The organism is Merdimonas faecis (assembly GCF_001754075.1).
Classification (GTDB): domain Bacteria; phylum Bacillota; class Clostridia; order Lachnospirales; family Lachnospiraceae; genus Merdimonas; species Merdimonas faecis.
In genome coordinates this window covers 79,093-92,345 of the sequence record NZ_MIEH01000023.1, presented here as the reverse complement: position 1 = coordinate 92,345, position 13,253 = coordinate 79,093, and the positions used below count along the sequence as shown (strand labels likewise).

At 48.7% G+C, this 13,253-nt stretch carries 13 protein-coding genes and 1 riboswitch; of the genes, 3 read left to right on the top strand and 10 right to left on the bottom strand.

What is annotated here, in order from left to right; genetic code table 11:
• Positions 1-5: 5 nt before the first annotated feature.
• From mraY to pflB, 10 genes are all read right to left on the bottom strand, one after another.
• On the bottom strand, positions 6-962 hold the full coding sequence (gene mraY / locus BKD12_RS13325; protein WP_070089838.1) for a phospho-N-acetylmuramoyl-pentapeptide-transferase: 957 nt from the start codon (positions 960-962) through the stop codon (positions 6-8).
• Positions 963-1,024: 62 nt separating this feature from the next.
• A complete protein-coding gene (locus BKD12_RS13320; protein ID WP_070089837.1) occupies positions 1,025-2,749 on the bottom strand; it encodes a peptidoglycan D,D-transpeptidase FtsI family protein in 1,725 nt (574 codons plus the stop codon).
• A gap of 60 nt (positions 2,750-2,809) precedes the next feature.
• Positions 2,810-4,666: a peptidoglycan D,D-transpeptidase FtsI family protein gene (locus BKD12_RS13315; RefSeq protein ID WP_070089836.1), complete on the bottom strand. Its 1,857-nt coding sequence runs from the start codon at positions 4,664-4,666 to the stop codon at positions 2,810-2,812.
• Positions 4,667-4,674: 8 nt separating this feature from the next.
• Positions 4,675-5,229, bottom strand: a complete 555-nt coding sequence (locus tag BKD12_RS13310; protein WP_070089835.1) for a hypothetical protein — start codon at positions 5,227-5,229, stop codon at positions 4,675-4,677.
• Positions 5,230-5,257: 28 nt separating this feature from the next.
• Positions 5,258-6,193 carry a 16S rRNA (cytosine(1402)-N(4))-methyltransferase RsmH gene (rsmH, locus tag BKD12_RS13305; RefSeq protein WP_070089834.1) on the bottom strand — a complete coding sequence of 312 codons (936 nt, stop codon included), beginning with the start codon at positions 6,191-6,193 and terminating at the stop codon, positions 5,258-5,260.
• A 12-nt stretch (positions 6,194-6,205) separates the two neighbouring features.
• Positions 6,206-6,646: a division/cell wall cluster transcriptional repressor MraZ gene (gene mraZ / locus BKD12_RS13300; RefSeq protein WP_070089833.1), complete on the bottom strand. Its 441-nt coding sequence runs from the start codon at positions 6,644-6,646 to the stop codon at positions 6,206-6,208.
• Between the two features lie 263 nt (positions 6,647-6,909).
• The gene (locus BKD12_RS13295; RefSeq protein ID WP_070089832.1) at positions 6,910-7,176 is read right to left on the bottom strand and encodes a hypothetical protein; all 267 of its coding nucleotides are present in this window, start codon (positions 7,174-7,176) and stop codon (positions 6,910-6,912) included.
• A 56-nt stretch (positions 7,177-7,232) separates the two neighbouring features.
• Positions 7,233-8,072: a DegV family protein gene (locus BKD12_RS13290; RefSeq protein ID WP_070089831.1), complete on the bottom strand. Its 840-nt coding sequence runs from the start codon at positions 8,070-8,072 to the stop codon at positions 7,233-7,235.
• A 119-nt stretch (positions 8,073-8,191) separates the two neighbouring features.
• Positions 8,192-9,349, bottom strand: coding sequence for an FtsW/RodA/SpoVE family cell cycle protein (locus BKD12_RS13285; RefSeq protein WP_070089830.1), 1,158 nt, complete (start codon positions 9,347-9,349; stop codon positions 8,192-8,194).
• Between the two features lie 73 nt (positions 9,350-9,422).
• Complete coding sequence (pflB, locus tag BKD12_RS13280; protein WP_070089829.1) at positions 9,423-11,654, bottom strand: formate C-acetyltransferase; 2,232 nt, start codon at positions 11,652-11,654, stop codon at positions 9,423-9,425.
• Positions 11,655-11,773: 119 nt separating this feature from the next.
• Positions 11,774-11,857, bottom strand: a riboswitch (ZMP/ZTP riboswitch).
• A gap of 227 nt (positions 11,858-12,084) precedes the next feature.
• Here pflB and BKD12_RS13275 point away from each other — a divergent pair.
• Genes BKD12_RS13275 through BKD12_RS13265 form a run of 3 tightly spaced genes read left to right on the top strand, consistent with a single transcriptional unit; the run spans position 12,085 to position 13,246 of the window.
• Positions 12,085-12,378, top strand: a complete 294-nt coding sequence (locus tag BKD12_RS13275; RefSeq protein WP_070089828.1) for a spore coat associated protein CotJA — start codon at positions 12,085-12,087, stop codon at positions 12,376-12,378.
• Positions 12,365-12,637 (top strand): spore coat protein CotJB, encoded by a 273-nt coding sequence (locus tag BKD12_RS13270; RefSeq protein ID WP_070089827.1) that lies wholly within the window; start codon positions 12,365-12,367, stop codon positions 12,635-12,637. Before BKD12_RS13275 ends, BKD12_RS13270 begins: the two co-directional genes overlap by 14 nt.
• Before the next feature lie 3 nt (positions 12,638-12,640).
• The gene (locus BKD12_RS13265) at positions 12,641-13,246 is read left to right on the top strand and encodes a manganese catalase family protein (protein ID WP_070089826.1); all 606 of its coding nucleotides are present in this window, start codon (positions 12,641-12,643) and stop codon (positions 13,244-13,246) included.
• Positions 13,247-13,253: the final 7 nt, after the last annotated feature.

The window sequence follows — 13,253 nt, the reverse complement described above, 5'->3', positions numbered from 1 at the left end:
TCCTCCTACATTGCCATCAGTGCGATCAGGCACAGAAGTGCGGTGATAATTGAAAATACAGCGACCACCCTTGTCTCTGACCATCCACATAATTCAAAATGATGATGTATCGGCGCCATTTTAAAAATTCTTTTTCCGCCGGTTTTCTTAAAATATGTGACCTGAATGATGACAGACAATACTTCTACCAGATAAATCAGCCCTACGATAATGATAAAAATAGGCATCTGCAGCATATAAGCCGTGGAAGCCACAAACCCTCCCAGTGCCAGGGACCCCGTGTCTCCCATAAACACACTGGCAGGATATACATTGAATAACAGGAAGCCTAACAGCGCTCCCACCACCGCACAGGTGATCGGGGAGATCCCGCTTTCCGTCCCCACTGCCACCACCGTAAAGAAGGTAGCCACCAGCACTGTCACGCTGGAAGCCAGTCCGTCAAGCCCATCGGTAAAGTTAACACCGTTAACCGTTCCGATCACTGCAAAGAACAAAAGCGGAATAGCAAGCCAGCCGATATTTAAGTACTGTCCTCCGGAAAACGGAATCAGCATTGCCAGAGAAACATCCGTAAATTTCACCAGATAAAACGCAAAGATTGCTGTCACAACAATCTGAAGGGCCATTTTCTGCTTGGGATAAAGTCCGTCAGAGCGCTTCATTACTACCTTCAGATAATCATCCAGAAATCCGATCAGACCAAAGCCCAGTGTGACAAATAAGATCGGGATGATCTTTGGATAGGCGGGAATATAAAACACAGATGTGATCACCACCGCAAGCAGGATGATCACGCCTCCCATGGTGGGAGTCCCGGCCTTTTTCAAATGAGACTGCACGCCGTCTTCGCGCTCTGTCTGCCCCATCTTCAGTTTTCTAAGAATCGGAATAATCACCGGTCCCATCACAACACTTAATGCAAATGAGATCAGTACCGGCATAAATATCGTATAATCCATAATCCACCTCTTTATCTTCTCCGTTAATTCTCTTTTTAACCTTACATAGTATACTTCATTTTCTACTGTTTTTCAATGCCAAGATAGGGGAATGTGTTCCGGAAGATGTCCCCGATCACAGGTGCGGCAATCGTTCCTCCATAATAAATCCCCTGAGGATCATAGATCACGCATATAGCAAGGATCTGCGGGTCGTCCGCAGGCGCAAATCCGACAAAAGACGAGATATATTTATTCGCACTGCGGGGCAGTGTCTGAGAGGTGGCCGTTTTCCCGCCGATCCGGTAGCCCTCCACATAGGCATTTTTCCCGGAGCCTTCTGCCACTACGCCCTCCAGCAAAGTACGCATCTGCGCAGAAGTCTCTTCTGAAACGATCCGCCCTCCGGACCCATAGGAAAACTCTTTCACCTTCTTTCCTTCTCCATCCAGAATTCGCACTCCCAGATGAGGCGTCACCCGCTCTCCCCCGTTGATCAGAGAGCTTACGGTAGCCGCCAGCTGGATGGGGGCGATCTGGAAGGACTGCCCAAAGCTCATGGTTGCAAGCTCAACCAGTCCTACATTTTCCTTTTTATGCATGATAGTCCCTGCCTCTCCCGGAAGATCCACTCCGGTCTGATCCATCAGCCCGAACTGCTGAAAATAGTCAAAGAACCGGTCCGTCCCAAGCCGGAGCCCAATATCAATAAATACCGGATTGCAGGAATTCCTGATCCCTTCCACGAAGGTTTCGGCCCCGTGTCCGCCTACCTTGTGGCAGCGGATTTTTCTGTCTTCTACCACCCGGTATCCCGGACACTGGAAGGTATCGTCCAAATCCACCACCCCCTCCTCCAGGCAGGCTGAAGCCGTAATGATCTTAAAGGTGGATCCTGGTTCATAGGTATCATTGATACTGCCGTTCCGCCACATCTGATTTAAAGCTTCCTGCTTTTCTTCGTCAGACAGCGCCGCACCTCCGTCCTCCGTATTCAATGTAAACGGATCATTTAAATTAAATTCCGGCACATTGACCATGGCAAGGATTTCTCCATTTCCGGGATCCATCATCAGAATCGCTACTTTTTCCGCCTTCTTTTCTTCCATTACCTTCTCCGCCATCTGCTGGGCATAGGTCTGGATATTATAATCCAGGCTGATCTGGAGCGTGTTTCCCGCCACAGGTTCGATCCGGTCTTCTGCCACCTGGGAGAGCTCGATCCCTCTGGCGTCGGTGGTGGTAAGGATCTTGCCGTTGATCCCTTTCAGGTATTCTTCGTACATGACTTCCAGCCCGATGATCCCCTGATTGTCCCCGCCGGTAAATCCAAGCACCTTGGAAGCCAGCTCATCGTAAGGATAATACCGTTTATAATCTTCGTCCACTTTTACTCCGTCAAGCCCCAGAGAACGGATCTGATCCCCGATTTCTTTATCTACATTTGTCTGGATCCGCTCCATAGAGGATACCTTTTCCACCTTTTTCCGGACACTTCCCTCATCCAGCTCCAAAAGCCTGGAAAGTTCCCGGATCACCCGCTCCGGATCCGTGATCTGGCTGTGGATCACAGAGATGGTACACACGGTGCGGTTTGTGGCCAGCACAGTTCCATTCACGTCCAGGATCTCCCCTCTGGCCGCCTTGATATCCCGCTCCCTTTCATGAAGCTCCTCGGCCTGTTCCTGATAATATGGAGCTTCAAAGACCATCAGATAGACCAGACGTCCGATCAGCCCTGCAATGATCAGTACCGCAAACAAAAATACGATCAATATCTTCCGTTTGTTGTAGGTTTTATTTCGCATAAAAATAACCCCGCAAAAGCCGTTTCTATAACTTATTACGGATTTTGCAGGGTTATTCTGTTAATTCGTCTGCGTGTCTGCCGTCTCTGACGATTTGGTAATCCCCAGATACGGGAAGATTTCTGACATGATCCCCGACGCCAGCTCTGTCGCATAGGAACTGGATGCCTGCGCCGCCACATTGGGCTCATCAACCACCACATAAACCACAACCTCCGGATTCTCCTGAGGTGCATATCCAATGAATGATACCAGATATTTCCCGTTTCCACGGGGAAGCTTCTCTGCCGTACCGGTCTTTCCTCCGATATCGTAGCCTTCTACCGCGGCGGAAGATCCTGTCCCTTCCTGTACAACACCCAGCATGTAATCTTTGATCACTTCGCTGGTTTCTTCGGAAATGGTTTTCTTTACCAGCACCGGATCAATATTCTCTGTCACGTTTCCGTTTTCATCCTGAATCTGTTTTACCACATGGGGTTCATAATAATTTCCCCCGTTGATCAAGGAACAAAAAGATGCCGCAAGCTGCGTCATGGTCACATTAAAGTTCTGGCCGAACGCATTGGTAGCCAGACTGGCCGCATCCATATTCTCCGGCGTATACAACAGTCCCGAGGTCTCTCCTTCACCCGGAAGGTCGATCCCTGTATATTCTCCGAACCCGAACAGTTCCTGGTACCGGCAGAACTCTTCTGCCCCCAGAGCCTCGCCGATCTCCATCAGCGCTACATTACAGGAATTTTCCAGTGCCTGCTTCAGCGTCTGGGTTCCGTGTCCGTCCCGGTTACTACAGTGGATATCATGATCCCCCACATGCAGTACACCGCCGCAATAATAGGTCTCATCCCCTGTCAGGATCCCGGTTTCCAGCCCGGCCGCAATTGTAAATGGCTTAAATGTGGATCCCGGTTCATAGGTGTCGCTGACACAGAAATTGTTCCAAAGGCTGTTTAAAGTCTCCAGCTGTTCTTCGTCCGACATAGCATCTATCGTTTCCTGAGTATAATACTTCGTCAGATCCCGGGGCTGGTTCAGATCATAATTCGGATAAGAGGCCTCCGCCAGGATCTCTCCGTTCTGAGGATTCATAACGATGACTGCGGTATTCTTGCTTCCTTCTCCCGCAGACGCCTCGTTTTTATGCTGCTCGTTAAATTCCAGGATGTGTTTTTCCACGATGCTTTGCACCTGCAGGTCAATAGTGGACACCACTGTATCTCCGTTCACCGCCTCTTTTACGGTCCTTTCTACGGTAGATGTCTCATCCAGATACCCATATTCTCTTCCGTCTGTTCCATTCAGGATATTATTATAGGAGGCTTCAATACCGTTGCTTCCCACATTTCCGTCTACCGTAAAGCCGATCACGTCGCTGGCCAGTGTGTTATAGGGATATGTTCTCACATAATCTTCTTCCAGCCAGATTCCTGCTACATCCGGATAATTCTCATCATCCTCATCAATAGCCTCAAATTTTTTATATGTCTCGTAATCTACTCCTTTTTTCAGGATATTATAACGGCTGGATGGACTTTCCTCGATCAGGTCTCTGACCTCTTCCTCATCTATCTCGAAGCAGTCCTTCAGGACCTGGATCGTTGGTTCAATACTGTCTTCATCGCTGGTCATCACTTTGACATCCAAAATCACGTTGTAGACCCGTTCGCTGGTAGCCATCTTTGTACCGTTACGGTCCACGATGTCTCCCCGTTTAAAGGGGATCGTCCGGCTGTCATACTGCTGCTGGTCCAGTACGATCCTCGTATAATCCTCACCATTTGCCGCATTGATATATGTAATTCTTCCAATTAAGAAAACAAAAGCTAGTATGATTGCCACGAAGAGCAGTACTAGCTTTTTCTGCATATTTTTGGAAAATTTTTTCCGAAAGAAAGTTTTTGTCTGTTTTGCCATAGATTCACCTATCCTGCATTGTTGTCCGACTGTGCCAAAACTCCGCTTTCCGGAATGTCTTCATATTGTTTCACATAGTCTGCCGCAGGATCTTCATAGTTGATGATCTGATCCTGTGAAGCATATACCATTCCAAGCTCGTTCTGAGCCTTATCCCGGATCTCGTCCAGATTTACGGAATCCAGCACCGCATTTTCTCTTGTAGTGTTTTCTTCCTTCAGCTGTGCAAGCTCCTCCTGCATGGAAGTGATTTTTTTAGAATGTTCCGTGATGGTCGACTGCAGCTGGATATAGTTAATACAGATCACCAGTGCTGCAATGGCTGCCACGGTTAGAAAAATCACATAGGCGGGATTCATGTGCATGGCTTGTTTTCTGTTTCTGCGGACCTGGCTGCTCGCCCTTCTTTTGGGCCGCTGCGGACGCACGTTCTCACGGTCCGGCTCATATGCCGGCTTTGTCACTGTATTTCCATATACGTACATTCCGGACACACTTCTGTCCGTATTTCTTGTCTGTGCATATCTGGTATTTGTTCTGCTGTATGACCGCCTTGCTGCCATGAATACGTGCCCCTTTCAAAAATTACATCTATGCCCGTTCAAAAATCCGAAGCTTTGCGCTTTTTGAACGGCTGTTATACTCCTGCTCTTCTTTACTGGGAAGGATCGGTTTTTTGGTGATCACTTTCCCTTTTGATACATTTCCGCATACGCACACCGGGAAATCCGGCGGGCATGTACATGGATTTTCATTCTTTCGAAACGCACTTTTGACAATCCGGTCCTCCAACGAATGGAAGGTGATAATACACAGCCTTCCGCCCGGTTTCAGAAGATCAATCATATCGTCCAGAGAATCTCTCAACACATCCAATTCCCTGTTTAGTTCGATACGGATCGCCTGAAATGTCCGTTTTGCAGGATGCCCGGACATTTTCTGGTACTTCATCGGGATAGATTCCCGGATGATCTGTGTCAACTGTCCCGTGGTCTCTATGGCTGCCCTACCGCGTGCCGCCACGATATGTTTGGCGATATTTTTCGCAAACTTATCCTCCCCGTAGTCCCGGATCACACGGTAAAGCTCCATTTCACTGTAGTCATTGACGATGTCCCTGGCCGTCATAGTCTGACGTGTATCCATCCGCATATCCAGAGGTGCATCTTCGCGATAGGAAAATCCACGTTCTGCCGTATCTAACTGATAGGATGATACGCCCAGATCAAGGATGATTCCATCGACCTTGTCAATTCCCAATTCATGGAGCCGCGACTTCATTTCACAATAGTTGCTCCTGACTATCGTGACCTTCTCCCCGAAGTCTTTTAAGCGGATGCCTGCAGCCTCGATGGCTGCCGCGTCCTGGTCTATTCCTATAATACTCCCCTTGTCACTGAGGCGTCTTGCTATCTCATAAGCATGTCCGCCTCCACCAAGCGTTCCGTCCACATAAGTGCCGTCCGGCCTGATATTAAGTCCATTGATCGTTTCTTCAAGCAATACTGATTTGTGTTCGAATCCCATATCTTCTCCCTCTTAGATACTGAATCCGCTGGCTTCCATATCCGATGCAATATCTTCAATGTTCTCTTCCACTTCAGTATTCTTTTCGATCCATCTCTGCTTGTCCCAGATCTCGGCACGCTTCCCCATACCGATAAACACAACTTCCTTATCCAGCTGTGCAAATTCTCTCAGGTTTGCAGGGATGAGTGTTCTGCCTTGTTTATCAAGGTCTCCGTCAGTTGCTGCGCCTTGAAAGAAGTACGCAAATGCACGTGCTTTTTTGTCGGTGGTGGTCGGTAAGGCGTTCAGTTTTGCTTCGAAGGTGGCCCATTCGTCTTCCGGATATACATACAGGCAGTTCTCCATTCCCTTGGTGATGACGAAATGCTCCCCTAAATCGTCACGAAACTTCGCAGGAATGATAAGTCTCCCTTTCGTGTCAATATTATGACTGTACTCTCCTTTCAACATAGAACTTCACCTTCTCCCAAGTGGCTACCACTTTTCTACCACTTAGCTCCACTTTCAACCACTTTCTACCACTTGACCCCATTGTAAACTACTTTTTCTCTGATTTCAACCCCTTTTTGTGAAATAGTTGCTTTTGGGGACAGGGGATTTGACGATTGGGGACACCGGCAAACGCGATTGGGGACGTACACCTTTTGCAAAGGTGTACGTCCCCAATCAAAAACTGCCGTACGTTTCCGTACGACAGTTGACTTTTCGCATTTTTACTCTGCTGCGGCCGCATCCGCTTCCTGTGCAGCTGCAAGTTCCTGAGGCAGCTCATCCATAGCCGTATAATCGATCTGAACCTCGTCTACCGGCCGATTCGACTGATATGTGTCGTATGCGGAGTATCCGATCCACCCGATCAGCACGATACCGATAACCCCCACCACACACTTACGTGCCACATTCTGCAGCTTCTGCTTTTTGATATTTTTCTTGCGGTCTGCTTTTTCTTTCTTATATTTATCTACCTTTTCCTGGCTCATGTCACTTAACTCCTTCTGGTTTACATCTGAAGTGTATTTTACCACAATCCCAGGAATTATACAACCACTATTACGCCTCCGTCTGCCGCATACATACTGCTGATTCCGGCTGTGTCCAAAATAACCACATCCTTAAACTGTGCCTTTGCTTTCAGCATATCACACACATATTCCGCCCGTTTCCGGCAGTTGCAGTGAGATATTGCCAGCACCTTTTCTTTTGGGTTCTTTAAATTTTTCACCACCTCATCTACCAGCTTCACCAGCGCCTTCTTTATTCCCCTTGCCTGGCCCAGCTGGCAGATCGTTCCCGCTTCTGTCGCACCCATAACCGGCTTAATGTTTAAAACAGTGGCAACCACCGCCTTCACACCCGTCAGCCGTCCGTTCTTTCTCAGGATATCCAGTGTCTCCAGTACAAAATAGGTGTCCTGCTCCCGGATATAGGCTTCCACCGTCTCAACGACCTTTTCAAATGCCATGCCCTTTTCCTCACACTCCCGGATTTTCATGGCGATCAGAGTTTCTCCCACTGATGCCGAGCGCGAATTAAATACATAGATATCCTTTTCCCCATATTCTTCATGATACAATTCTTTTCCAAGGACAGCACTGTTATAAGAACCGCTCAATTCCGCCGAGAGAGTAACGGCGTAAACTCTATCCTCTTCACAGTGATATCCTTCCATATATCTTTCCGGCGACGGGCAGGATGATTTTGGACATTCCGGAGACTCTGCCACCAGCTTTAAAAACTTCTTCTGATCAAAGGTCTCATCATCAATAATATGATGGCCTGCCACGTCTATCTGCAGAGAAGCAGTTTCAAAATGTCCCGATGCCTTCATTTCCTCTGTCAGTTCTCCGCAGCTGTCCACAATAATCTTATAACTCATTTTCAACCTCCCGGCACGCAATTATTCACAATTCACAGCATGTCTTCCACTTCTATTATATGTAGTTTTGAATACTACATTTTTAATCATAACATAATTATGCCGGATTGAAAAGGCTTTTATTCTTTAATCTTAATCTTCGCCGATATCCCAAGCGCAATTCCCATTTCCGCCATCAGAAACAGGATCGACGTCCCTCCGTAACTAATGAACGGCAGCGTGATTCCAGTGGTGGGGATCAGGTTGATCACTACCATTACATTTAACAATACCTGCAAGGCGATATGGGTAAAGATTCCCGTCACTACCAGCGAACTGTAAACATCCGGGGCATTTTGGGCAATAAACATCAGCCGGAATAAAAGAAGCCCGAACAGGACCAACACGATAATGGCGCCGAACACTCCCAGTTCCTCACATATAATAGAAAGAATCATATCGTTCTGCACTTCAGGAATGACCATTTTCTGCGCACTGTTTCCCAGTCCTTTCCCAAAAAAACCTCCGGAGCCGATAGCATAAAGCCCCTGCATAACCTGATATCCGCCTTCTGAAGCATATTCTTCCGGATTCAGCCAGACCAGAATACGCCTGAGTCTAAAATTCCCGCTCGTAGAAAGCATTGCATCCAGGATCTGTACCCCGACCAGGATCAGCACCAGTCCCGCACCGGCAGCCGCTATAAAAGGTCTGGTCTGGGGATGGACCACAAAGATCATTACACAGGTAATTCCCATGACGATGACAGCGGTACTTAGATTCTCCGTCAGGATAAATACACATCCTGCCGCCACCAGACCCCATAAAAACACCTGCCCCATACCCTTCAGCGTACGTATTTCTCTTCCCAGCTGGCAGATCAGCACTGGAATAAACAGGATCACGGCGATCTTAGTAATCTCCGCCGGCTGCAGCTGCTGTCCGAACGGCAGCTGGATCCAGCGCTTTGCTCCGTTTACCTCGATACCCAGCGGCGTCTGCACCAGCGCCATCAGTACGACCGCCACGAAGTAAATTCCCCGGGCCCATTTAATATAGTAATGATAATCGATTCTGGAAACCACATACATACCGATAAAGCCCACGATACAAAAGAGGATCTGCCTCTTAAAATAGTGCATGCTGTCATTGTGCTGCACCAGCGCGCTGTAGGCGCTGGCGCTGTACAGCATGATCAGCCCGAAGCAGACCAGAAAGATCAGGACAGCCAGCAGACTATAGTCAAAATAAATGGTTTCGTTAGACCTTTTTCGTTTTACACGTTTGGTTTTACTCATCTGATTACACTCCCATCGTATATATTTAATCAGATATAAAAGTAAAATGCAACCGCCAAATCAGATTTCACATTTACATCCTCTGGTGGAACGTACGGGAAATCACCTCTTTTTGCTGCTCTTTTGTCAGCTTATGGAAATTCACTGCGTATCCGGACACCCGGATCGTAAGGTTCGGATATTTTTCTGGATTATGGTATGCATCCACCAAAAGCTCACGGTTCAGCACATTTACATTGAGGTGATGCGCCATCTGTGCAAAATAGCCATCCAGCACCGCCGTCAGATTGGCAAGCCGCTCTTCCTCCGTTTTCCCCATGGCCTGCGGCACGATAGAGAAGGTATTGGAAATCCCGTCCTTGCAGTCATCATAAGAAAGCTTTGCCACGGAATTTAAAGACGCTAACGCTCCGCTTTTGTCCCTCCCATGCATCGGATTCGCTCCGGGTGCAAACGGCTCTCCAGCCTTCCTTCCATCCGGCGTTGCCCCGGTTTTCTTTCCATAAACTACGTTAGAAGTAATGGTCAGGATGGAAAGCGTCGGCTCTGCATCCCGGTACAGCTGCTGCTTTTTCAACTCCTCAAAGAACAGCTTTACCTGCTCTTTAGCGATACTGTCTACCCGATCATCATCATTTCCGTAGGCCGGATACTCTCCCTCCACCTCATAGTCTGTGATCAGCCCGGTCTCTTCATCACGGATGCATCTGACTTTCGCGTATTTAATCGCCGAAAGAGAGTCTGCAAGGACGCTTAAACCTGCGATTCCAAACGCCATGAACCGGTGTACCTCTGTGTCATGGAGCGCCATCTGCGTTTTTTCATAAGCATATTTGTCATGCATGTAGTGAATCACGTTCATGGTATTGGCATACATAGCTGCAAGCCACGGCCGATAGATACTCAGGAGCTTAGTTACTTTATCGTAATCCAGGTATTCTCCCTGATAAGGCTCATGCTCCGGTCCCACCTGCATGTTCTGTTTCTCATCCTTTCCTCCGTTTAAGGCCATCAGGAGCAGTTTCGCAAGATTTGCCCGCGCGCCGAAAAACTGCATTTCTTTTCCAATCCTCATAGCAGACACACAGCAGGCGATCCCATAGTCGTCTCCAAATTTCGGCCGCATCAGATCATCATTTTCATATTGGATCGCATCGGTATCACAGGAAACCTTGGCACAATAGGTTTTAAAATTCTTCGGAAGGCCGGCAGACCACAGCACCGTCAGGTTTGGCTCCGCAGAAGGCTTCAGGTTGTAGAGCGTGTGAAGGATCCGAAAGCTGTTCTTCGTGACCAGCGTTCTTCCATCCTCTCCCATCCCTCCGATGGATTCAGTGATCCACATGGGATCTCCGGCAAACAGCTCATTGTATTCCGGCGTCCGCAGGTGTCTTGCCATGCGCAGCTTCATAACAAAATCATCCATGATCTCCTGCGCCTGCTCCTCTGTCAGGATTCCTCTTGCCAGATCCCGTTCAAAATAGATATCCAGGAAAGTGGAGGTCCGGCCCAGGCTCATGGCTGCGCCGTTCTGCTCTTTGATGGCTCCAAGATAGGCAAAATACAGCCACTGCACTGCCTCTTTAGCGTCCTTCGCCGGCCCGCTGATATCAAAGCCGTACATTGCCGCCATCTCCTTTAATTTCCCCAGGAAATTAATCTGCTGGTACAGCTCCTCCAACTGGCGGATATGGTCCACATCCATCGTTTCCATGCTGATACGGTCTTTATCCTTCTGCTTTTCTTCGATCAGAAAGTCGATGCCGTAAAGGGCTACCCGCCGGTAATCGCCAATAATACGTCCTCTTCCATAGGCGTCCGGCAGCCCGGTGATCAGCCCGCAGTGTCTTGCCGCTTTTGTTTCCTTATTATATACGCGGAACACACCGTCATTGTGGGTCGTCCGGTATTGAAATTCATCCTCTACCTTCCGTGACAGCTCATAGCCATATGCCCGGCAGGCCTCTCTCGTCATGCGAAGTCCGCCGAAGGGATTGACGCCCCGCTTCAGCGGACGGTCCGTCTGGAGCCCCACGATGATCTCCTTCTCCTTATCAAGATACCCCGGCTTATAGTTCAGAAGCGACGTTACCGTCTGGGTATCGATGTCCAGCACACCGCCGAATTCCTGCTCAAGCGCCAGCAGGTTCTCCAGCCTATGGAGCAGCCCCTTCGTCCGCTCAGTCGCCGGTTTCAGAAATGATCCATCCCCGGTATAGGGGGTATAATTCCTCTGGATAAAATCTCTGACATCAATCGTCTCCTGCCAGTTTCCCGGCTTAAACCCTTCCCACTGTGTAACCATTTTTGTATTTCCTCCTTCTTTGTGTGTGACATCCCGGGAACCGCTTTTTTGAAACCCGGCAAAACACATATCAAGCGCGTCTTACCTGAAATCCGGCAACAAAAAAGCAGCATCCCTGAAGATGCTGCCCAGACGGTCGGCTGATACAAAGACGTTCCGTTCCCCTGTGGTAACCCACTGATCCGTCAGTAACGGACGTCCCTATGTTACTTACATTCGTAGTATAGCATCCCGCCTCTTTCCAAGTCAATCCCTTATTTTTATCTGCCTCGCTGCCAATGAAATGACCGCCAAGGGAATAATGCCGGAAACCATATGCCGACAGGCCGGAAAATATGCACAGTTTTCCATCATATCCATACAATATTATTGAAAAGTGTATCTGAACAAGATCCGGATAACCGGAGATTGTCTGAAAGGAGCATGGCAGATGCCAAATTATCGATATCATACAGCTGGTCAAATGCGTCAGAACGGATGTATGCGCCAAAATCCACCGGCAATGCCCCAGGTCGGCGGCTGTCCTCTGCCAACAGAAAACATCTGTAACCCTGACATGGATCATGGCGATCTGGCGGATATGTCACTGGCAATGGCCTATGTCCCCTGGCAGGAATGGAGAAACATCTACAAAGCCGAGAAAGCCTTCCAGCGTGGAACTATTTTTGAAGAACTGGATAAACCTTTCCGGGGAATGGGAGGTGTCTGCAATGGAAGAGCGTAAACGTCCCTGCCGCAGGGAGTTGTTAAACTGGATCAATGTGGTCAGCTTTGCCGCAGACGATACCAAATTGTTTCTGGATACTCATCCGCACCACCAGGAAGCCCAGCAGTATTTTGACACCTTGAAAAAACAGCGTGTGGAATCCCTAAAAGAATATGCAAAGTATTACGGCCCCCTGACCCTCGATACCGCCGCGGCCTCTTCGGACCGCTGGAGCTGGATCAACGAACCGTGGCCATGGCAGGAAGGAGGATGCTAATTTATGTGGAATTATGAAAAAAGACTGCAGTACCCGGTAAAGATCACCCGAACCAATCCTAAGATGGCCCAGGTCATCATCAGCCAGTTCGGTGGCCCTGACGGCGAACTGGCCGCATCCATGCGGTACCTTTCCCAGCGATACACCATGCCGTATAAAGAAGTCACCGGAACGCTGACAGACATCGGCACCGAGGAGCTGGCCCACTTAGAGATGATCTGCGCCATCGTCTACCAGCTGACCAAAGACCTGACACCGGAGGAAATTGAAAAATATGGATTCGAGAAGTACTATGTGGATCACACGCTGGCCCTCTGGCCCCAGGCGGCCGCCGGTACCCCCTGGACGGCCACCTATTTTCAGTCCAAAGGGGATCCCATCACGGATCTCCATGAAGACATGGCTGCCGAACAGAAGGCCCGCACCACTTATGACAACATCCTTCGTCTGATCAAAGATCCTGAGATCTGCGATCCCATCCGTTTCCTCCGGGAACGGGAAATCGTCCATTACCAGAGATTTGGTGAAAGCTTAAGGATCGTACAGGATCATCTGGACAGCAAAAACTTCTACGCCATCAACCCGGAGTTTGACATCAAAGGAAAATAGACATATA